Here is a 20,661-nt window from a genome sequence, read left to right as displayed (position 1 = left end):
TCTCCGTGTCGAGGGCGGGAGCAATCAGGCAGGTGTCAACCACAGCGTCGCGAGCGGCGGCAGGCGCAACGTCGCCGACCACGCCTCGCCGTGCGCGGGCACGGCTTCGGCCCACACGGCGCCGTCGTTGCCGGCGTTGGTGCCGCCATACGTCGCGGCATCGGTGTTCATCAGTTCGCGCCAATGACCCGGCGCGGGCAGCCCGAGCCGATAGCCGGCGCGCGGCACGGGCGTGAAGTTGCAGACGGCGACGACCAGATGCCCCGCATCGTCGCGGCGCGCGAACGCGAACACGCTGTTGTCGCGGTCGTCGCCGATCAGCCAGGAGAAGCCGGCCGCGTGGCAGTCGAGCGCATGCAGCGCCGGTTCGGCCGCATACGTGCGATTGAGATCCCGCACCAGCCGCTGCACGCCGCGATGCGCGGGCGCGTCGAGCAGGTCCCAGTGCGGCGTCGCATCGTGCGCGAACTCCGCCCATTGCGCGAATTCGCTGCCCATGAACAGCAGCTTCTTGCCGGGATGCGCCCACATGAAGCCGAAATACGCGCGCAACGTCGCGAGCCGTTGCCACGCGTCGCCGGGCATTTTCGCGACGAGCGAGCCCTTGCCGTGCACGACCTCGTCGTGCGACAGCGGCAGCACGAAGCGTTCGGAGAACGCGTACACGAGCCCGAACGTCATCCGGTCGTGGTGATAGCGGCGGTGGATCGGGTCTTCGTGCAGATACGCGAGCGTGTCGTGCATCCAGCCCATGTTCCACTTGAAGTCGAAGCCGAGCCCGCCGTCGGCGGTCGGCGCGGTGACGCCCGGCCACGCGGTCGATTCCTCCGCGACGGTGACGACGCCGGCCGGCGCGGCGTCGCCGTGCAGCGTGTCGTTCAGCCGGCGCAGGAACGCGACCGATTCGAGGTTCTCGCGGCCGCCGTACACGTTCGGCACCCATTCGCCTTCCTTGCGCGAATAGTCGCGGTACAGCATCGACGCGACCGCGTCGACGCGGATGCCGTCGACGTGATAGCGGCGCGCCCACGCGAGCGCCGACGCGACCAGGAACGCGCTGACCTCGGTGCGCCCGACGTTGAACACGCAGGTGTTCCAGTCGGGATGCATGCCCTCGCGCGGATCGGCATGCTCGTACAGCGCGCTGCCGTCGAATTGCGCGAGCCCGTGCGCATCGTTCGGAAAATGCGCGGGCACCCAGTCGACCAGCACGCCGATGCCGGCCGCATGCGCGCGATCGACGAAGCGCGCGAAGCCGTCGACCGGCCCGAAGCGCGCGGACGGCGCGAACTGCGCGAGCGGCTGGTAGCCCCACGAGCCGCCGAACGGGTATTCGGCGATCGGCATGAACTCGACGTGCGTGAAGCCCATTCCTTTCACGTACGGAATCAGCCGCTCGGCGAGTTCGTCCCACGTCGCGCTGCGCTCCATCTGCTCGGGAATGCGCAGCCACGATTCCGGATGGACCTCGTAGATCGACCACGGCACACGGTAGCGGTCGTTGCGCGGCCGCGCGTGCATCCAGCCGTCGTCGTGCCATGCGAACGCGTGGAGCGCCGCGACGTCCGCGACCACCGACGCCGTGCGCGGCGGCGCCTCGGTCGCCCGCGCGCACGGATCGGCCTTGTGCGGCAGCACGCGCCCGTCGGCCGCGCGTAGTTCGTACTTGTAGCGTTCGCCCGGGCCGATGCCCGGCACGAACAGCTCCCACACGCCGGACGGCCGCCGCAGCCGCATCGGATGGCGGCGCCCGTCCCACGCGTTGAAATCGCCGACCACCGATACGCGCTGCGCGCTCGGCGCCCACACCGCGAAACGCACGCCGTCGGTATCGTCGATGCGCACCGGTGTCGCGCCGAGGCAGTCGAGCACGGCTTCGGGATCGCCGGCCGAGAAGCGCGCGAGCGCCGCTTCGTCGAGCAGCGTGCCGAACGCATACGCGTCGTCGGTCACCTGGTGCGCGTCCGGCCAGTCGATCGCGAGCAGGTAATGCGGCGAGCCGCCATCGCGCGCGATCGTTCCCGCGAAGCAGCCGGCGCGATCGACGCACGCGAGCGCGCCGAGTTCGGCGCCGTCCGGCGACAGCGCGCGTACGCGCTCGGCGCCGGGCAGCAGCGCCCGCACGACGACCTGGTCAGCCTGCTGGTGCGGGCCGAGGCACGCGAACGGGTCGGGATGGCGGCCGGCGAGCAGCGCGTCGATATCCGCGCGTTCGAACAGCGTGTCGGTCATGGGTTTCCTCCGTCGTCGGGCAGCACGCCGTCGCCGAGCAGCCGGTCGACCAGCGCCGCGAGCCCGCCGACCGGCACGCTCAGCCAGTCGGGCCGGTTCGCGGCTTCGTAGCACAGCTCGTACGACGCCTTGTCGATCAGAAACAGCGCCAGCAGGCGGTCCGCGTAGTGCGGATCGACGAAGCGCGCGGGCGCGTGGTCGGCGGCCGCGCGATAGCATTCGACGAAGCGGTCGGCGGCCGCCTGCCCGAAGCGGTCGAACAATGCGCGCTTGCGGCCGGCCGCCTGCGGCGGCGCTTTTTCGATCGCGAACTGCGCGGTCGCGCTCACGTACGACAGCGAGCGCAGCAGGCCGGCCACGTCGCGCAGCGGATGCGATTTCGCGCGACGCCGCTCGAGCGCGCGCGCCGGTTCGCCTTCGAAGTCGATCAGCAGCGCGTCGCCCTGCACGTCGAGCACCTGGCCCAGATGAAAATCGCCGTGAATCCGCGTGCATTGCGCATCGAGCGTGCGCGGCACGAGTTCGCCGAGCGCCTCGACGGCCGCGTCGCGCGACGCGAGCAGCGCGTCGGCCGACGCACGGGTGGCCGGATCGAGCGCGTCGAGCCGCGTGCGCAGCACGTCGAGCGCGCGCTCGAACGAGGCGATCGCGTCCACGCACCAGCCGTCGACGTGATCGGGCGTCGCGCGTTCCGGCGCGAACGCCGGGTCGTCGGACGGCTGCGCGAGCGCGACGTGCAACTGGCCGAGCCGCGTGCCGATGATGCCCGCGAACGCCGCGTAGCCGAGCAGCGCGTCGGGCTCCTCGTCCGTTTCGGCGGCCTCGCCTTCGTCCGCGGCCGGCAGCGCGAGTTCGTCGATCGCGCGCCGCAGGAAATCGAACGAGCGCGTCCACGCGTCGCCCTGGTTGTCGACATAGCGCTGCAGGATCGCGACCGTATGCGGCGTGCCGTCCGGATCGACGTGCACGACTTCGCCGGCGAGCGTCGCGGTGTGCGCATAGCCGATGCGCGTCAGGTGCCGGCTCATTTCGGCTTCCGGATGAATGCCGTGCGCGACCTTGCGCACCAGCTTCAGCACGATCGCGTCGCCGATCACGAGCGAGCTGTTGCTCTGTTCGGCCGCGAGCCAGCGCACTTCCGCGTCGTCGCCCGGGTCGAGCCCGGCGAGCGCGTCTTCCGGCAGAAAGGTGAGCCGGCCGCCGTCGGACGTGAGCACCGTCGCGCCGTCGCGCAGCTTGCGCAGCATGCCGCGCGCGAACGCCGGCAGCGCGAACGCGTCGGTCAGGTAGCCGACCGTATGGCCGCGCCGCACGCGCGCGAGCGCCAGTTGCGCGAACAGCGGATGGGACGTCTCGCCGCCCCACGCGGCCGCGAGCGGCACCACGTAGCGTTCGACGCCGCCGTCGCTCGCGGACACCCACGCCTCCGCGTACTGGAACGGCTCGTCCGGAATCGGGGTGACGACGTTCAGCCACGCGTCGCCGATCTTGCGATCCTTCGATGCGAACCAGCGCCGCCGCGCGAGCCACGACGCGAGCGCGTCGTGCGCGAGCGCATGCAGTTGCGAGACGTCCGGCCGCGTATCGCCGCGCCGCATCACGAGCGTCACGTATTCGGGCAGCGGCTCCGCATGCGGCTGCCGCCACGACGGCTCGCGGCCATGCTCGGCGAGCACGAACCACAGGAACCCGTACGGCGGGAAGGTGAGGAGATACGGGAGCTGACCGATCGGCGGAAACGGCGAATCGGACGTCATCTCGATCGGCACGCGGCCCGCGAATTCGGACAGGTCGAGTTCGACGGCCTGCGACGCGCGCGACAGGTTCGCGACGCACAGCACGGGCTCGTGGCCGTCCAGCTCGCGCAGGTACGCGAGCACCTTGCGGTTCTCCGGGCGCAGGAAGCGGATCGTGCCGCGCCCGAACGCCTGCGACGCGCGGCGCGTCGCGAGGATGCGCCGCGTCCAGTTCAGCAGCGAATGCGGGTCGCGCGTCTGCGCCTCGACGTTGATCGCGTCATAGCCGTACAGCGAGCCCATCACCGGCGGCAGCACCAGCAGTTCGGGATCGGCGCGCGAGAAGCCGCCGTTGCGGTCCGACGACCACTGCATCGGCGTGCGCACGCCGTCGCGATCGCCGAGGTGGATGTTGTCGCCCATCCCGAGCTCGTCGCCGTAGTAGATCACCGGCGTGCCGGGCATCGACAGCAGCAGCGAATTGATCAGCTCGATGCGGCGCCGGTCGCGCTCCATCAGCGGCGCGAGCCGGCGCCGGATACCGAGGTTCAGCCGCGCGCGGCGGTCGCTCGCATAGGTCTGCCACAGCAGGTCGCGCTCCGAATCGGTGACCATCTCGAGCGTCAGCTCGTCGTGGTTGCGCAGGAACACCGCCCACTGGTTGCTCGGCGCGAGCGCCGGCGTCTGCCGCATGATGTCGAGGATCGGGAAGCGGTCCTCGCTCGCGATCGACATGTAGATGCGCGGCATCAGCGGGAAGTGGAACGCCATGTGGCATTCGTCCTCGTTGCCGAAGTATTCCTGCACGTCTTCCGGCCACTGGTTCGCTTCCGCGAGCAGCATCCGGTTCGGATACTCGGCGTCGATCGTCGCGCGGATCCGCTTCAGGATCGCGTGCGTCTCCGGCAGGTTCTCGTTGTTCGTGCCTTCGCGCTCGACCAGGTACGGCACCGCGTCGAGCCGCAGCCCGTCGATGCCGAGGTCGAGCCAGAAGCGCATCACCTGGATCACTTCGCGCACGACGGCCGGGTTGTCGAAGTTCAGGTCCGGCTGGTGCGAATAGAAGCGGTGCCAGTAGTACTGGCCGGCTACCGGGTCGTGTGTCCAGTTCGACGTTTCGGTATCCAGAAAGATGATCCGCGTGCCCGCGTATTTCGTGTCGGTGTCGGACCACACGTAGTAGTCGCGATGCGTGGAGCCCGGCTTCGCGCGGCGCGCGCGCTGGAACCACGGATGCTGGTCCGACGTGTGGTTGATCACGAGCTCGGCGATCACGCGGATGCCGCGCGCATGCGCTTCGCGGATGAAGCGCCGCACGTCGGCCAGCGTGCCGTAGTCCGGATGCACGTCGCGGTAGTCGGCGATGTCGTAGCCGTCGTCGCGGCGCGGCGACGGATAGAACGGCAGCAGCCAGATCGTGTCGACGCCGAGTTCGGCGATGTAGTCGAGCTTCGCGATCAGGCCGGGGAAATCGCCGATGCCGTCGTTGTTCGAGTCGAAGAACGACTTCACGTGCACCTGGTAGATGATCGCGTCCTTGTACCACAGCGGATCGTCCGCACAGAGCGCGGGTTCGCGGCGGCGCGCGCGGCGCCGGCGCGGCGTGCCGGCCGGCGCGAGCGACGGGAATTGCGCGCGGCGCACGTCGTCGAGGGAATCTTCGCGTTTCATCATGCATGCGCTCCCGAAGGGCGGCGGGCGGGGTCCGGTTCGGGCGCGGCCGCCCGCGCGGCGCCCGGAGACGGCGCGAGCCGCCAGATTGCGTACGGCCGCACATGCGGATCGAGCGACACGTACTGGCGATGGCCGCGCCAGGTTTGCGCATGCGCGGCGTCCTGTTCGAGCGCATCGAGCGGCTCGCCGTCGGCCAGCCCGAGGCCGCGCCACAGCGCCGCATCGAGCGTGAAGTTCGCGGCCTGCGGATGCCACGGGTCGAGGCTGATCGCGACGATCACCACGCTGTCGAACGCGGGCGTCGCCTTCATGAACACGAGCACCGAGTCGTTGTCGGCGTCGACGAACGTGAGACCGAGATGCGTCTGCAGCGCCGGGTGATCGCGGCGCGCGCGGTTCAGCCGCGCGATTTCCGTGCCGATATGCGCGGCCTTGCTCCAGTCGCGCGCGCGCAGCTCGTATTTCTCGGCATCCGCGTATTCCTCGCTGTCCGGCAGCGGCGCCGATTCGCCGAGCTCGAAGCCCGAGTACAGGCCCCACGAGCCGGCCAGCGTCGCCGCGAGCGCCGCGCGGATCACGAACTGCGAGCGCGGCGCGTTCTGCAGGTGGCGCGGGTTGATGTCGGGCGTGTTGACGAAGAAGTTCGGCCGGAAGAATTCACGCGCGGGCCCGGCCGTCAGCTCGGTCAGGTAGTCGATGAAGTCGCGCTTCGATTCGCGCCACGTGAAGTACGTGTACGACTGCGAGAAGCCGACCTTCGCGAGCCGGTACATCATCCCCGGCCGCGTGAACGCCTCGGACAGGAATACGACGTCCGGATGCCGGCCGCGCACGTCGTCGATCATCCACGCCCAGAACGGCAGCGGCTTCGTGTGCGGGTTGTCGACGCGGAAGATCCGCACGCCCGCGTCCACCCAGAACAGCACCGCGTCGCGCAGCGCGAGCCACAGGTCGGGCAGCGCGTCCGGCGCGTAGAAATCGGGGTTCACGATGTCCTGGTAGCGCTTCGGCGGATTTTCCGCGAAGCGCAGCGAGCCGTCGGGCCGCCACGCGAACCAGCCCGGATGCGCGGCGAGCCACGGATGGTCGGGCGAGCACTGGATCGCGAAATCGAGCGCGATCTCGAGCCCGTGCCCGCGCGCGGCGTCGACCAGCGCGCGGAACGAGTCGAGCGTGCCGAGCTGCGGATGCACGGCCGTGTGCCCGCCGTCGGGCGAGCCGATCGCGTACGGGCTGCCGACGTCGTCGGGGCCGGCGCTCAGGCTGTTGTTGCGGCCCTTGCGCGCGGACGTGCCGATCGGATGGATCGGCGGGAAATACAGCACGTCGAAGCCCATGTCGCGGATGCGCGGCAGATGCGCGATCACGTCGTCGAACGTGCCGTGCCGGTGCGGATCGTCGCTGGCCGAGCGTGGAAACATCTCGTACCAGCTCGAGAAGCGCGCCTTGCGGCGTTCGACGTCGACCGGGTAGATCGTCGCGTCGTGCGTGACGAACGGGCGGTAGCGCAGCGCCGCGAATGCATCGGCGAGCGCGGGGCCGCCAATCAGCGCGAGGCGATCGTCGTGCGACGCGTCCTTGAGTTCCGCGACGAACTGTTTCATCCGCGTGACCGCGCGCGGATCGGCCGGCTCGGCGAGCTTCAGCGCGGTCGCGAGCAGCAGTTGCGCTTCGCGCACCTCCAGCGTGACGTCCTGGCCGGCCGCGCGCTTCTTCGCGATGTCGGTGACGAGCGACGCCCAGTCGTCGCGCCATGCGACCACGCGGAATTCATGGCGGCCGAGCCGGTCGAGCGTGACGCACGCGTGCCAGCGGTCGTTCGGCTCGGCTTCGAACGGCACTTCGCGCCATTCGTCGTCGCCGGCGGCGCGCCACTGGAGCACGGCCGCCAGATGCGCGTGCCCGTCCGTGAAGATCGATGCGCTCACGACGAGCGATTCGCCGATCACGCGCTTGATCGCGAAGCGGCCGTCGTCGACCGACGGTTCGACGCGCTCGATCGCGATCCGGTCGGCCGCGAGCGCCGCCGACAGTGCGGTGCGCTCGCGGGCGGCGTCGGCGCGCGTCGTGACGGGCGGCGCGCGCCATGCATGCAGCAACGCATACGCGCCGGGCGCGAGCGTGAACGGCTCGAGCGCGGCCGGCTGCTGCGTGTGCGCGCTGGCCTGCGTGGCGACGCGCGTGAAGCCGCCCGGCACGCCGGGCAGGATCGTCGCGGGGTCGACCGTGGCGGGTGCGTCGAGATCGGGATTCAATGCGATCAGCAACGCCGCGTCGTCGTGTTCGAGCGACGGCCCGGTGCCGCGCAGCAGCGCGGTCGCGCCCGCGCCCGGCGCGCTCAGTTGCACGATCTCGCCGCGCGCCGCCGCGACGGGCGTCGCGCGGCGCCACGCGTTTGCATCGGCGAGCGCACCCGACAGGTCGAAACGCGCGTGCTCGAACGCGGCGCGGTAGCGCGCGGCATCCGCGTCGCGCGCCATCAGCGGCACCGTCACGCCGCGCTCGAAACCCATCGGCACGAGCCAGCCGGTGCCGACGGCCGCCGCCGTCCACAGCGCGCGGCGATACGCGCGGGCGACGGTGTCGTCCGGCGCGTCGGCCCAGTCGTCGGCGAGACGCGGGCCGTCGGGTGCATCGGGAAACGCGATCGGCGCGCCGATGCGCCGCAGCAGCCGGTGTTCGTCCGCGAACCACGGCGCGCGCAGGTCCCACCAGCGCACCGATGAAAACACCGCGTCGAACCCGGCCGCTTCGAGCTGCGCGAGCGCGTCGCGCGCATGGCCGGGTACGCCCGCGAGCACCGCGACGTCCGGGCGCGCGCGGCGCAACGCGGCACGCCAGCCCGGCCACCAGTCGGCCGGCAGATGATGCGGCGCGTCGATCAGGAAGCCGGCCGCGCCCGCGTCGGCGAACGTCGCGAGATGCGCGCACCACCATGCCGACAGCGCGTCGCGCACCGCTTCGTCGCCGGCGTTCGCATGCGCGATGTCGAGCGCGTGCGCGGTGCCGCGCGGGTCGATCAACGCGTCGTCGTACGCGCGTTCGACGTACCAGTCGGGATGCTCGGCGCGCAGCGGGTTCTCGCGCGCGATGCGATCGGGGACGACTTCGAGCAGCAGGCGCAGCCCGTGCCCCTTCGCCAGGTGCGCGAGGCGCGAGAAGGTTTCGAGCGCGCTCGCGCGTGTCGCGAACGACTGGGCCGGCCGCCGGAAGTCGGCGACATGGCGCGGAAAGCCGGCGACGCTCGCGGCCCAGAACGCACCGACCAGCACGTGATCGAAGCCCATTCCCGCGATATGCGCGAAGGTCTGCGGCCATGCGTCGAGCGGCCCGACGAGGCGGGCGTCGCAGAAGTAGAGGTGCGGAGCGAACGGCGGTGTGGAGTCCATGGCGTGGCGTGAGCGGGTGGCGCGAGCGGTAAAGCCGGTGCGTCGCAACCTGCGTGCCTGCTGCCCGATGCCCTGCGAGCACGGCCTGTGCGGGAAGCCGGCCTGACGGAGCCTGTCGTTTTTACATGACCGCCGGACTCGCGGAGGGTCTACATGCGCGGTATCGACCGAATATCCGAACTGTCCCCCGTCGCCGCATCGTCATCCGAAGTCGGAATCGGCACACCGGGGTCATACCGCACCACCGCCCCATGTTCGATCCGGTGCGGGAACGGCGGCGGCTCGTCCACCTCGTCGCCGAAGCGCGCGCGCACGAACGCGCGCAGCAGCGCCACGCGCGCATCGCGGCCGCGCGCGCCGCAGGTCGACGGGCCGTCGACGAAGGTCGCGTCGCATTCGACGTCGTCGCCGTGGCGGGCGATCCGCAGATCGGTCACGCGATCGAGCACCGCGCCCGCATCGGCCCACGATGCCGACGGCGCGAACGGCGCGTCGAGATGCCGGAACGCGTCGCACGCGGCCGTCACGACGACGGTCGGCGCGACGGCCGTGAAGCGCAGCGTGTCTTCGTCATCGGCGCACAACGCGCGTGCGCACCAGTAATCGAGATCCTTTCCGTCGAGTGCGTCGATTCGCATGAGCTGCCTCCGTCGGATCGAAAAAAGCTCATCGCGCAAGCGCCGTGCCCGTCGCGGGCGTCGCCCGCATCCGGGCCACCAGCGGATAGTGGTCGGACGCATGCCGCGCCCGCGCGCTGCGATGCACGACCACGTCGACCAGCAGTTCGCCCGGATGAATCCAGATCCGGTCCAGCGCGAACACCGGGCACACGGTCGGGAAGGTGCGCGGCGCCGGCGCCCGCCGGAACCGCGTGACGAGCGCCTGCAGCGCGCGCCCGCGCACGAACCATTCATTGATGTCGCCGAGCAGGATCACCGGCATCGCGCCCGTGTCGAACGCCGCGAGCAGCCGCTGCACCTGCGCGCTGCGTTCGCTGGCCGACAGTCCGAGATGCGTCGCGACCACGCGGATCGGGCCCGCGCTGCAATCGATGTCGGCGTCGAGCGCGCCGCGCGGCTCGCGCGGGTGGAACGACAGGTCGAGCGTGCGCGCCGCGCGGATCGGGCAGCGCGACAGCACCGCGTTGCCGTAGCGGCGCTCCGGCGTATCGATCGTCGGGCCGGCCACCGCGTGCATGCCGGTCACGTCGCGCAGGTGCGCGAGCACGTCCGGCACACGCGTGCCGCCGAGCGGCACTTCCTGCAGCGCGATCACGTCCGCGTCGAGTTCGTCGATCACGGCCGCGATCCGGTCGACCGCGCGCGCCGGCCACGCGCCGTGGCCGCCGTGAATGTTGTAGGTCGCGATCCGCAGGTCGCGCCCGCCCGGCGCGGCGGCGGGCGCCGCGTCGGCGGTGACGACGTGCGGCGGCGCGGCCGGGTCTTGGCTCAGCGCCATCGTCGCAGCACCCTCACGAGCAGGATCGACACGCCGACCAGCGCGAGGCCGATCGCCGCGAGCCATGCGAACGCGCCGGGCCCCGGATGGCTGAGCGCCGCGGTCAGCTGATGCGCGAACGTGACGGTCAGCACGATGCCGGGCAGCATCCCGAGCGCGGTGCCGATCAGGTAGTCGCGCAGCCCGATGTGCGACGCGCCGGCGACGAGATTCACGACGGTGAACGGCGCGATCGGCAGCAGCCGCAGCACGGCCATCGCGACCACGCCGCGCCGGCCGATGTGCTCGCTCAGCCGGTTCGCGCGCGCGCCGGCGAGCCGGCGCACCGCGTCGCGCCCGAGCCAGCGGCCGAGCGCGTAGGTCGCGGCGGCGGCCGCCATCGAGCCGACGCCCGCATACGCGAAGCCCGGCCACGCGCCGAACACGAGCCCCGTCGCGGCGATCAGCAGCGTGATCGGCACCGCGAAGGTCGCGGCGATCACGTAGGCCGCGAGCAGCAGCACCGGCGCGCCCGGCAGCCGCGCGATGCCGGCTACCGCGTGCGACAGCGACGCGACGTTCAGGTGCGCGCCCAGCGGCGTGAAGCGCCACGCGAGCGCGAGCGCGGCGATCGCGAGCACCACTGCGCCCAGCACGAAAAAGCGCGCGGTGAGCGTGCGATGCTGCTCGTGCGGCACGAATTCGCGGACGAACCGGTCCGGCTCGATCGGCTGCTCGGGATCGAGCCGCGCGCTGACCGGCACGAGCGCCTCGAACTGCGGCGACACGGCCGGGTCGAGCGTGCGCAGCGTGCGGCCCGGCTTCGCGCGCAGCCGGTCGAGCACGATGTTCGGCCGTTCTCCGCCCGCGAACGCGTCGGCCACCGCCGCGGGCGTCGTACCGAGGTGCTCGGCCAGCAGCCGCTCGCGCATGCCGGCGATCGCCGCGCGAATGCGCGCATCGCCGGCCGCGACCAGCGCGATGCAGCATTCGGTGTCGAGCACCATCGAGCGGTTGTTCAGGTTCGCGCTGCCGATCACGATGCATTCGTCGTCGACGATCGCGACCTTGCTGTGCACGTTCACGCACCCGTCGCCGAGCCCGTCGACGTGCGGATACAGCAGCCGGTAGCGGTCGAAGCGATCGGCGGACGCGAGCGTCGCGTGCAGCCGTGCGCGCAGCACCCCCATCGTCGCTTCCTGCAGCCAGCCGCTCTGCACGCGCGGCGCGACGACCGTCACGTCCGGCCCGTGCGCGTCGGCGAGGCGCGCGGACAACGCTTCGCGCACCACCGCCGCGGTGAAGTACTGGTTCTCGACATACAGGTGCCGCTGCGCGGCGCGGATCGTGTCCTCGACGAGCGCGCGCACCTGGGTAACCGGCTCGCGGCCGCCGTGACGCGGCGCCGTATACGCGATGCCGAGCCGCACGTCGCGTACGTCGACGCGCGCGTCGGGCGGCCACGGATCGGGGTCGTCCGGCCGGTCGAGATGCCGCTGCGCGCGGATCGCGATCGGGCGCCCGCACGCCTGCAGCCAGCGGGCGCGCGCCTGTTCGCCGATCGCGGCCGCCGCGTCGCCGTCGAACATCGCGTGCACGTCGTGGAATGGCCCGTACGGCATGCCGTGCTCGTCCCGGCGGCGCGGGTCGTCGGCCGCATGCGCGGGTGTGTCCCAGCGGGCGCGCGTCAGGTCGAGGCCGCCGACGAATGCGAGCCGGTCGTCGATCACGACGAGCTTCTGGTGATGCGACGCACCGCGCGGATGCGCATCGTCGAGCCGGAACCGAATCCCGCGATGCGCGCGCCAGCCGGCCCGATACACGGGCGGCCAGTCGCGCTCCAGCGCGTAGATCATCGCGAAATCCCACGCGAGCACGTAGATGCGCAGATTGTGGCGCGCGGATGCGAGCGCGTGCAGGAAGGCCGCGAGCGTGTCGGGCAGCGTGTCGTCGGCGCCGCCAGGCGCGAGCCGCATCCGGCTGTCCACATCCCAGCCGACGATGAACACCGTATGGCGCGCACGCAGCAGCGCGGCGCGCAGCGTCGAGAAGTACGCGTCGCCGTCGACCAGCATCGCGAAGCGGTCCGCGTGGCGGATCGTGTCGCAGTTGCGCCCGCGTTCGAGCAGGCCGTGCCGCGAAGGGCCGTCCGCCGGCGCGGGGTCGACGCGCCGCTCGTCGGCGCGGGTCACGCGGTCCGCCACGATCATCGTGCGCCGACGTCCCGGTCGCCGTCGATCCGCTGCAACAGCGCGTCGCAGCGCGCGCGCAGCGCCTGCAGTTCCGGCGAATGCGCGTCGAGCCGCACGCGTTCGCCGCTCTGCGGGTCGCCGTGCGTGATCGCGATGTCGTAGATCTCCTGCGCGATCGTCGCCGACGCGTGCGCGATCCTGATCCGGTCGAGCCACTCGCAGTCGGCGTGTCGGCACGCGAGCCACGCGCGCAACGCGCCGACCAGCTGGCTGGTCGTGAGCCACGCGCCGCTGCGCATGCGGGCAGCGAGCTGGCTCGTCACGAGATAGGAGAGCAGGTCGGTCTGGGTCACACGAAACTCCTTGACGAGGTGTCGGGTTGACAGGTTCGTACGCACGCGATGTTTTGCAGCGTTTCGCAGATCGCCGCGAATTCCGGCCCGCTCGTGCGCGAGAACGAGACGGAGATGTCGTCGGTGTCCGGATCGTCGTCCGACTGCTGGACGATGAACCGCTTCACGCGTACGCGGCCGGGGCCGAGCGCCTCGTGCAGCGTGCTGAGCGTCAGGCCGCCGCGTTCCGCCACGAGCAGCAGCGTGCGCTGCTGGCGCTGCGCGATGAAGCGGCGCTCGAGCGGCTTCACGCCCGCGAGGATCGCGAGCACGATCGCCGTCGCGCCGACCGACGCAACCACCATGCCGCCGCCCGCGGCGAGCCCGACGCCGGCTACCGCCCACAGGCTCGCGGCCGTCGTCAGCCCGCGCACCACTTCGCCGCGCAGCAGGATCGAGCCCGCGCCGAGAAAGCCGATGCCGGATACGACCTGCGCGGCGACCCGCGACGGATCGACCACGACGCCGTTTTGCCCGCGCACGTCCTCGAAGCCGAACGTCGATACCAGCATCACGAGCGCGGAGCCCACGCACACGAGCATGTGCGTGCGCAGCCCGGCGGCCCAGTTCAGGCGCTCGCGTTCGAGCCCGATCACGCTGCCGAGCAGCGCGGCCAGCAGCAGGCGTCCCAGCAATTCGAGGTGGCCGATCATGATTGCATCCCTTCCGGCCCTTCGCGAAGCGGGCCCGTTAGCGGTTCGATGCGGAAAAGGGACGCAAGCAGCGTGCCGGCCGGGCACGGCGCGTGCGCACGAGGCCGGCGGCGCGCACGGCGACCATGCGGCGCGCATTTTTTTCATCGCCATCGCAGATAAGACAGGAGGCCACCGTGGCACATCAACAGGACGCACAGGTTCGGGACCCGTATCGCGGCCACGAAATCCTGGTATGGGCGCGACCCAACGAGCGCGGCGCATGGCGCGACGAGGTACAGGTGTACGTCAACGGCGCGCGCATCGAGCTGATGGTACCGGAGGCCGTCGCCCCCGAATGGCTGACCGAGGTGGAGGCGCTGCGCGCGGGGCTCGAGCGCGGCCGCTATCTGGTCGACAAGCGCGTGGACGACGACTGATCGGCATGGCGCTTGCGGCGCCGCAGGCCGCGACAGCGCCTCACAGGAAGTACCCCACTAATTCATGCCGGCCCGCGCCGGGAGGAACCGATGAGCGATCCGCGCACCCTGCATATCTACCGCTACGACCCCGATCGCGACGCGCAGCCGTACCTGCAGCGCTACGAGATCGACGTGAATCCGGACGACCGCATGCTGCTCGACGTGCTCGGCCGCGTGAAGCGCGACGACGAGACGCTCGCGTATCGCCGTTCCTGCCGCGAGGGGATCTGCGGGTCCGACGCGATGAACATCAACGGCAAGAACGGCCTCGCGTGCCTGACCAACATGCAGACACTGCCGCGCGAGATCGTGCTGCGGCCGTTGCCGGGGCTGCCGGTGGTGCGCGACCTGATCGTCGACATGACGGACTTCTTCAACCAGTACCACTCGATCCGGCCATACCTGATCAACGACACGACGCCGCCCGCGCGCGAGCGGCTGCAATCGCCGGAAGAGCGCGACCAGCTCGACGGGCTGTACGAATGCATCCTGTGCGCGTGCTGTTCGACGTCGTGCCCGAGCTACTGGTGGAACCCGGACAAGTTCGTCGGGCCGGCTGGCTTGTTGCAGGCGTACCGGTTTATCGCGGATTCGCGCGATCTCGCGACGGCGGAGCGACTCGACGATCTGGAGGATCCGTACCGGCTGTTCCGCTGCCGGACGATCATGAACTGCACGGACGTGTGCCCGAAGGGGCTGAATCCGACGAAGGCGATTTCGGAGATTCGGACGATGCTGGTCAGGCGGACGGTGTGATGCGCGATGTCTGAATGCGTGCTTTCGAAATCAAGAAAATAACGCGATCAGTCGTTGCAGCAAAGGTATGCGCGCGGTCCACCTGTCGATCCTGGAGGGCGGCATGGCGATGAAGCGCAAGGGAGACGACTTCGATTGGTCGTAGTAGAAAATAGTATCGTCGCCGTACTCCAGTTCGCGAGGAGCTGCATCGTTGATCGTGCGCACCGCAAAATACCGCTCCGCCAGCACATCGCCCGCCGGCCCTATCACTTGGAGCCGAATTTCGTCGCCGTCGCCAAAGGAGCGACGTGCACCACACAGCTCGATTTTGTATTTCTCGCCGCCGAACTCTTTCGTTCCCCCGTTAAGCGCCTGAGTATGGTTTTCGCAACCCCCATATGATTTCCGCAGCATAAGAGATGGAATTGCCAGTGCCAAAACGAGCACGAGCGCGATTAAATTTTTTCTGGTGACCTGCATATTTCGCCCAGGATCAATTTAATGGGATTTGTCAACTTGAGGTATCGGAATTGGGAATATATCACGAAATCCTCGCCACGATTATGCTTGATTCTCCAATCGTTGTAGGTTTTATTGAAAACAGGGTAGTGCACGTCACAAGCCCTGAACTTCTTGACCAGACCCTTGCGAGTATCGATGGGTTTATCCAGAAAATCGTCAATCAGATGCTTCCATTTAATCCTTGAATCAATATCGAGGGAGTCTCCAAGGTTCGAATTGACACCGCTTCGATATAGTAGCTCCCTGATTCTTCCTCCGTTCGTGATAACCATGCCGTTTCTGTTCCAGTGTCCCAAATACTGACTACTCGATGGCGGCTTCCCGTCATTGAAAGAGTAGCTGTCCTTTATGTATGCATAGATATGTGTTATGGATGCAGTCAAGTCGGTGCAGTAGGTTTTGGTTTTTTCATGATTGTCGTATTTGTAATATCTGTCTCCAGAAAATTCCGCACGCCCGATGGCGGCATAGATGTTGAAGTTCGCCAGAGCAGCGGTCAAATCTGTCGGCGCATACGGGAGACCGCCCGTCGTGTCAAAGCTGGACACATTAACGAGTTGAAATTGCCACTTTCTGCAAAACTCGACGGGATTGCTTTTGTCGCCGACCGTCTGAAAATCGATGGATACCGAAGAGGCGAACTTTTCTTTTACCACGTGCCGTAGCAGCTCTCTCAACTTTGCCCTGGCGTTTTCGTTGTAAATGTTTTTCGAGATAAGCTCGTCGTATCGCTCTTTGACCTTCCCGAACTTGAGGGCCCAATCAAGGGTGACGACGGTATTGTCAAACGGCTGGTCCGTTTTGAAGCTGTTGTCCCAAACGTGCTTGGGGCCACTGAACCATCGTCTGGCGAGCTTGGCTGCAACAGGCCATTTCATTCTTTCCATCGCCTCAGGAACATCCAGCAGGTCAAAGGGAGGGGGATTCTCGCAATCTTCCGCGTCGGCTGGCTCGGACGACTTGCGGGGTGGCGCTTGCTTGGGTGGAGGAGGCTTTGCCGGCGCAGGTGCTTTCATCGTCTCAGGCTTTGCTGGCTTGGGCTCCGGAGGCTTGAAGGGCTTGGGTTCGCCCGGAGCAAGCCTGTCCATGCAAACCCCGTGCGGTGTATTCAAGGGAACACACCCGTTGACGCCAGCGTATTCCTTCCACTTCGGCATTGAGAATGGGATCGATGATGTTTTGATTTTATAATACGGAACTTTTTTGACGTCCGGCATAGGGATTTCGATAGTAAATTTTGGAATGGGTGGGTGCCGAATTAATCAATACCCCCAAAAAATAGAACGGCAACAATGAAAACAACTGTCACATCAGCTTGCGTATTCGATGGTCGTAAAGATACGAACAAGGCGGCCGTCAGAGGCCCCCGAGCCAATCAGCGTGTCCCGCTCTATACGACGTCGACACCGGCCACGACGACGGCCGCACATCCCTGCTGCTTCAGCGTTTCCGCCTTCAGCCACAGCTTTTTGAGTTCCGCGTTAACTTGCGGATAGGTGCAGGTAGCTCCTGCCATCGTGTTGGCTACTCCTATTCGTTCATCGAACTCGGTCTAGTGTACCGGGATGCAGAAGTGCGGAAGTGTGGCTACAGATGTCTGGGGAAATGCTCTTATAATCGACCGGCGAATTAAATAGTCCCATTTGTTCGATAATTGATAATTAAGGTAATCGCATTCCACAAAATCGCTCGCCCACAGATATTCGCGCGCGAGCGTTATTCGCTGGCAACTTGAGAACACAGGAAAACGTACAGGCGTTGGTCGCAGCGAGCGTCGATTCCGGCGTTGTACGCGTCACGCTCTTTGCGGCCGCAAAGCCCGATGTCGATTTAGCTCATGGGGATGGGCTGGATAGCAATCTGCCGTTGCCGATCGCTGTGACGGCAACGGTCGATGCCAATTTGTGAGGATATGGCGGGTCATTCCTGACGCCCGAGCTATCTGGAGGTGCGCGAAATGCCAGATGCTGCCGAGCGGCGCGCCGGCGCGTTCCAGTTCGTCGTTGTCGCCCCCGTTCCCGCTACTTCTCGACGAACGCGTCCCCATGCGCGGCACGCCGTTGCGCCGCTGCGCGACCCTCGCCCGGATAGAACTGCCGCGCCCATCGCTGAAACACCGGGTACGGCCCATCGCCCGCGCCCGGTGTCCCGTAGCCCGTGTAGTCGCGATTGCTCCACACCATGATGTCTTCCTTGAACACTGGCACCAGCCACAGTCGATGCAGCAACCGGCCGAGCGCGGCGTAGACGATTCGCTGCAACGGAGCCGGCCACCGCGACAGCCACGAAAAGCGGAACGAAATACCGTCCCGGAAGGTCCAGCGTAGCGGCGCGATCTGTACGCCGCAGGCGAAGATCTTCGCTTCGAGGCCGATCGCCTTCATTTCATGGTCGGACGACACGCAACCGAGGCCATGAACGCCGATCAGCGTGCTCCATTTGACGTTCTTCCATGCCATGTCCACCTGCATCGAAATGCGCGGGCCGTCGATCACGGGCGCATGCGGCTTCATGTCCTTCCAGCGATGCAGCGCGCCGAAATGCTCGAGATCGTAGCCGTTCTCCGGCAGGTTCTGCATCACGCCGCGCAGCGTGAAAGCCTGGCCAACCGGCGCCGAGAACCCGGTCATGTCCACTTCGGGCAGTTCCCACGTCGGCACCAGGCCATCGGCGTTCTGCCACACGAACACGAAGCCGTTCCATTCGCGCACGTGCCGGGTGCGAAGCGTCAGCGCTTGCCCGCCCTTCGTGCAGCCGGCGGTGGTGCGCCGGCCGTCGGGACCATACGCGTAGTGATGGAATGGACAGACGATCTGCTCGCCGTCGACCACGCCGCCGTGGCCGAGATGCGCGCCCTGGTGCGGGCAATAAGCGTCGACCGCGCACGCGACGCCGGATGCCGTCCGGTACAGCACGACATCGCGTCCCATGAAAGGCGTCGTGAGCACCGCGCCGGGTTTCAACTCGCGGCTGAAACACAGCGCGAACCATCCGTCCGGATAGGGCAACGGTGCGGCTTCGTCGACGGGGCCGGCTGCATGCATCGCGCGCTCCTGCATTGGCACGGCGTTCATCGCGCGAACGCCCGATCGGCGTGCGCGACAGCCGCCGGCACGGCGTCGCGTTGTCCGTCAGGCGCGTCGCCGCCGGAAGCCGGGTAGAACTGGGCGGCCCAGCGCCGGAACGTCATGATCGGCATCTCGCCCGCCATCAACGTCGGGCGCGCGTCGTAGTCGCGGTGATCCCAGATGCGCAGGTCGCGCTTGAATTGCGGCACGAACCACAACCGGTACGCGGCGCTCGCCAGTATCTCGTGCACGGCCCGGCGCAGCGGCGACGGCCACGCCGACGCGCGTTCGACGCGCAGCGCCACGAATTCGCGGCAGGTCCAGCGATCGGGTTCGATCTGTGTCGGGAACAGCACGACCCGCGCATGCAGCCGGAGGTCCGGCAGTTCCATGCGCGCGGCCATGCAGCCCAGGCCGTGCATCGTGATATCCAGCAGCAGCCGTTGGCCAAGCAGCACGAGCGTCGAGCGCATCGTCATGCGGTGGCCATCGGCTTGCGGCGGCTCGAGCACCGGATTCGACCAGCCGTGCACCGGGCTGAAATGGTTGACGTCGACGCCGTTCTCGGCTGGATTCTGCAGGCTGCCGTTCAGCGTGTGGCACTGGCCGCGCGGTCGCGAATAGCCGTCGAGGTCGAGTTCGGGCAGCGACCACGACGGCGGCGCGCCCGCCCGGTCCTGCCATGCGAGCACGATGCCGTTCCATTCGCGCACGTGGCGCTGCAGCAGCGTGGCGGCGGGCGGCTTGCCGTCGCGCCCGGCGCGCACGCAGGTGCCGTCCGGCGCGAACGCGAGGTGATGGAACGGGCACACGATCTCCTCGCCGCGCACGACGCCGCCATGCCCGAGATGCGCGCCGAGGTGCGGGCAATGCGGCGCGACCGCGCGAATCAGGCCGGATGCCGTTCGATAGAGCACGACGTCCTCGCCCATGAAGCGCGTGACGACGAGCGCGCCGCGTTTGATGTCGCGGCTGTAGGCCAGCGCGAACCAGCCGTCCGGATAGCGATGTCGGGAAGCGGCCGCGGGTTCGGGCACAATAGGGATCGATGCGTGCATGCGCGTCTCCAGTCACCGGGGCGAAGCATGCCGGTCCGCCGCCGCGATTTCCTCGAGCGTCGGCAGCGCCGTCATCGCGACTTCGCCGCCGGCGAAGCGGCCGCCGCCGAGATCGTCGCCGTGGTAGCGGGTGCTGAACGCGTGAAACTCCGCGTTGCCCGCACTCATGTAGCCCAGCTCCGTCACGTAGGCCTGCGCGTCGGGGTCGTCCGCCAGCGCGCCGGTCGCGACCGCTTCGCGCGCGTCGATCAGGCGGCGCTCGTTCGACGTGCAGAGTGCCGCCAGCCGGTCGAGCGCCGCCTGCACGTTCAACTGCTCGACGCGCATCAGGATCCAGACGGCGTTGAATCGCTCGTGCGCGGAGCGTTCCTTGCGAAACGAAAACAGGTCGTTGACGAGGATCACCGAATCGATCGTCCTGTCCCGTGCGTCGGCCAGCGCCGCGTGTTGCGCGAGGCGCTGCTCCATGTCGACGTCGAGGGCGTATTCGGTGAGCAGCGTGATCCAGTGACCGAAGCCCTCGACACGGCGAAACGCCAGATAGTCGTCGAGCGACAGGCGCGATGCGTCGGTCGCTGTCGGATCGGCCTGCGTGCGGATCTGCGTGCGGACGCATTCGACGAAGCGCTGCCAGAAGGCCGGGCGCGCGTCGCACCGGGTGCGCATCAAGCGCAGCGTGTCGTGCAGCAGTCGCGCGGCGGGCACATCGGCCGGCGGCGGCGTGCCGTCGACGGCCGCCAGAAAATGATCGCGCAACGCGTCGAGCCCCGCCTGGTCGCCGGTGCGCGCCAGATGCGTGAACGCGTCGTCCATCAGCGTCGTGACGTTCATCATCCGATGGATCGTGTACACGCGATCGGGCCGCGCATTCGGGTAGCACAGGCTGCCATACGCGGGAATACGCTGCGCGAGAAAACGGCGTGCCGCCGCGTCGCTGCGATAGTGCCGCAGGATGGTCGGATAGTCGTCGATCGCGAGCTGCTGCTCGATCGCTGCGTGCCGCGGGTGCCGGGCAACGGGCAGCGAGAGCCGCGGCAGCGGCAGCACCAGCGTTTGCGTCGCGCTCGGCGGGGCGCTGTCGGCGTGTGGCGTTCCGAAAGCTTGCATGC

General features: G+C 68.3%; 17 protein-coding genes. 3 read left to right on the top strand and 14 right to left on the bottom strand.

Annotated features, from left to right (window positions below):
* Positions 1-24: 24 nt before the first annotated feature.
* From glgB to HWX55_RS08040, 8 genes are all read right to left on the bottom strand, one after another.
* Positions 25-2,232, bottom strand: a complete 2,208-nt coding sequence (gene glgB, locus HWX55_RS08075; RefSeq protein WP_175975221.1) for a 1,4-alpha-glucan branching protein GlgB — start codon at positions 2,230-2,232, stop codon at positions 25-27.
* Positions 2,229-5,639, bottom strand: coding sequence for a maltose alpha-D-glucosyltransferase (treS, locus tag HWX55_RS08070; RefSeq protein WP_175975311.1), 3,411 nt, complete (start codon positions 5,637-5,639; stop codon positions 2,229-2,231). The genes glgB and treS overlap by 4 nt, the downstream gene beginning before the upstream one ends.
* A complete protein-coding gene (locus HWX55_RS08065; RefSeq protein WP_175975220.1) occupies positions 5,639-9,031 on the bottom strand; it encodes a maltotransferase domain-containing protein in 3,393 nt (1,130 codons plus the stop codon). Before HWX55_RS08065 ends, treS begins: the two co-directional genes overlap by 1 nt.
* Before the next feature lie 149 nt (positions 9,032-9,180).
* On the bottom strand, positions 9,181-9,669 hold the full coding sequence (locus HWX55_RS08060; RefSeq protein ID WP_175975219.1) for a phage protein NinX family protein: 489 nt from the start codon (positions 9,667-9,669) through the stop codon (positions 9,181-9,183).
* Between the two features lie 28 nt (positions 9,670-9,697).
* Complete coding sequence (locus HWX55_RS08055) at positions 9,698-10,489, bottom strand: endonuclease/exonuclease/phosphatase family protein (protein WP_175975218.1); 792 nt, start codon at positions 10,487-10,489, stop codon at positions 9,698-9,700.
* The gene (locus tag HWX55_RS08050; protein WP_175975217.1) at positions 10,480-12,678 is read right to left on the bottom strand and encodes a VTT domain-containing protein; all 2,199 of its coding nucleotides are present in this window, start codon (positions 12,676-12,678) and stop codon (positions 10,480-10,482) included. Before HWX55_RS08050 ends, HWX55_RS08055 begins: the two co-directional genes overlap by 10 nt.
* Positions 12,675-13,013 (bottom strand): hypothetical protein, encoded by a 339-nt coding sequence (locus tag HWX55_RS08045; protein WP_175975216.1) that lies wholly within the window; start codon positions 13,011-13,013, stop codon positions 12,675-12,677. The genes HWX55_RS08050 and HWX55_RS08045 overlap by 4 nt, the downstream gene beginning before the upstream one ends.
* Positions 13,010-13,705, bottom strand: a complete 696-nt coding sequence (locus tag HWX55_RS08040) for an MgtC/SapB family protein (protein ID WP_175975215.1) — start codon at positions 13,703-13,705, stop codon at positions 13,010-13,012. The genes HWX55_RS08045 and HWX55_RS08040 overlap by 4 nt, the downstream gene beginning before the upstream one ends.
* Positions 13,706-13,881: 176 nt before the next feature.
* On the opposite strand from HWX55_RS08040, the gene HWX55_RS08035 reads away from it, so the two are divergent.
* On the top strand, positions 13,882-14,124 hold the full coding sequence (locus tag HWX55_RS08035; protein ID WP_050013959.1) for a DUF6566 family protein: 243 nt from the start codon (positions 13,882-13,884) through the stop codon (positions 14,122-14,124).
* 90 nt (positions 14,125-14,214) lie between these two features.
* On the top strand, positions 14,215-14,922 hold the full coding sequence (locus tag HWX55_RS08030; RefSeq protein WP_050013958.1) for a succinate dehydrogenase/fumarate reductase iron-sulfur subunit: 708 nt from the start codon (positions 14,215-14,217) through the stop codon (positions 14,920-14,922).
* 30 nt (positions 14,923-14,952) lie between these two features.
* On the opposite strand, the gene HWX55_RS08025 is transcribed toward HWX55_RS08030, so the two are convergent.
* The 3 genes from HWX55_RS08025 to HWX55_RS36320 form a co-directional block, all read right to left on the bottom strand.
* Positions 14,953-15,384, bottom strand: a complete 432-nt coding sequence (locus HWX55_RS08025) for a hypothetical protein (RefSeq protein ID WP_175975214.1) — start codon at positions 15,382-15,384, stop codon at positions 14,953-14,955.
* Positions 15,360-16,643 carry a DUF6402 family protein gene (locus tag HWX55_RS08020; protein ID WP_175975213.1) on the bottom strand — a complete coding sequence of 428 codons (1,284 nt, stop codon included), beginning with the start codon at positions 16,641-16,643 and terminating at the stop codon, positions 15,360-15,362. Before HWX55_RS08020 ends, HWX55_RS08025 begins: the two co-directional genes overlap by 25 nt.
* 173 nt (positions 16,644-16,816) lie before the next feature.
* Positions 16,817-16,942, bottom strand: a complete 126-nt coding sequence (locus HWX55_RS36320; protein ID WP_279612667.1) for a hypothetical protein — start codon at positions 16,940-16,942, stop codon at positions 16,817-16,819.
* 215 nt (positions 16,943-17,157) lie between these two features.
* Here HWX55_RS36320 and HWX55_RS08015 point away from each other — a divergent pair, with 215 nt between their 5' ends.
* Entirely contained in the window at positions 17,158-17,334 is a 177-nt protein-coding gene (locus tag HWX55_RS08015) for a hypothetical protein (RefSeq protein WP_175975212.1), read from the top strand.
* Between the two features lie 113 nt (positions 17,335-17,447).
* Here HWX55_RS08015 and HWX55_RS08010 read toward each other — a convergent pair whose 3' ends face one another.
* Genes HWX55_RS08010 through HWX55_RS08000 form a run of 3 tightly spaced genes read right to left on the bottom strand, consistent with a single transcriptional unit; the run spans position 17,448 to position 20,659 of the window.
* Positions 17,448-18,500 carry a Rieske (2Fe-2S) protein gene (locus tag HWX55_RS08010; protein ID WP_175975211.1) on the bottom strand — a complete coding sequence of 351 codons (1,053 nt, stop codon included), beginning with the start codon at positions 18,498-18,500 and terminating at the stop codon, positions 17,448-17,450.
* Positions 18,497-19,552 carry a Rieske 2Fe-2S domain-containing protein gene (locus tag HWX55_RS08005; RefSeq protein WP_175975210.1) on the bottom strand — a complete coding sequence of 352 codons (1,056 nt, stop codon included), beginning with the start codon at positions 19,550-19,552 and terminating at the stop codon, positions 18,497-18,499. Before HWX55_RS08005 ends, HWX55_RS08010 begins: the two co-directional genes overlap by 4 nt.
* A gap of 12 nt (positions 19,553-19,564) precedes the next feature.
* Positions 19,565-20,659 (bottom strand): methyltransferase type 12, encoded by a 1,095-nt coding sequence (locus HWX55_RS08000; RefSeq protein WP_175975209.1) that lies wholly within the window; start codon positions 20,657-20,659, stop codon positions 19,565-19,567.
* Positions 20,660-20,661 lie beyond the last annotated feature (2 nt).

The sequence above is a fragment of the Burkholderia sp. BCC1047 genome (assembly GCF_902833155.1).
GTDB classification, from domain to species: domain Bacteria; phylum Pseudomonadota; class Gammaproteobacteria; order Burkholderiales; family Burkholderiaceae; genus Burkholderia; species Burkholderia sola.
This window is presented reverse-complemented; position numbering and strand designations above follow the sequence as displayed.

Bases quoted from the DNA above. Each gene is read 5' to 3' on its own strand.
- glgB (WP_175975221.1), bottom strand. From the start codon at position 2,232: ATGACCGACACGCTGTTCGAACGCGCGGATATCGACGCGCTGCTCGCC.
- treS (WP_175975311.1), bottom strand. From the start codon at position 5,639: ATGAAACGCGAAGATTCCCTCGACGACGTGCGCCGCGCGCAATTCCCG.
- HWX55_RS08065 (WP_175975220.1), bottom strand. From the start codon at position 9,031: ATGGACTCCACACCGCCGTTCGCTCCGCACCTCTACTTCTGCGACGCC.
- HWX55_RS08060 (WP_175975219.1), bottom strand. From the start codon at position 9,669: ATGCGAATCGACGCACTCGACGGAAAGGATCTCGATTACTGGTGCGCA.
- HWX55_RS08055 (WP_175975218.1), bottom strand. From the start codon at position 10,489: ATGGCGCTGAGCCAAGACCCGGCCGCGCCGCCGCACGTCGTCACCGCC.
- HWX55_RS08050 (WP_175975217.1), bottom strand. From the start codon at position 12,678: ATGATCGTGGCGGACCGCGTGACCCGCGCCGACGAGCGGCGCGTCGAC.
- HWX55_RS08040 (WP_175975215.1), bottom strand. From the start codon at position 13,705: ATGATCGGCCACCTCGAATTGCTGGGACGCCTGCTGCTGGCCGCGCTG.
- HWX55_RS08030 (WP_050013958.1), top strand. From the start codon at position 14,215: ATGAGCGATCCGCGCACCCTGCATATCTACCGCTACGACCCCGATCGC.
- HWX55_RS08025 (WP_175975214.1), bottom strand. From the start codon at position 15,384: ATGCAGGTCACCAGAAAAAATTTAATCGCGCTCGTGCTCGTTTTGGCA.
- HWX55_RS08020 (WP_175975213.1), bottom strand. From the start codon at position 16,643: ATGCCGGACGTCAAAAAAGTTCCGTATTATAAAATCAAAACATCATCG.
- HWX55_RS36320 (WP_279612667.1), bottom strand. From the start codon at position 16,942: ATGGCAGGAGCTACCTGCACCTATCCGCAAGTTAACGCGGAACTCAAA.
- HWX55_RS08010 (WP_175975211.1), bottom strand. From the start codon at position 18,500: ATGAACGCCGTGCCAATGCAGGAGCGCGCGATGCATGCAGCCGGCCCC.
- HWX55_RS08005 (WP_175975210.1), bottom strand. From the start codon at position 19,552: ATGCACGCATCGATCCCTATTGTGCCCGAACCCGCGGCCGCTTCCCGA.
- HWX55_RS08000 (WP_175975209.1), bottom strand. From the start codon at position 20,659: ATGCAAGCTTTCGGAACGCCACACGCCGACAGCGCCCCGCCGAGCGCG.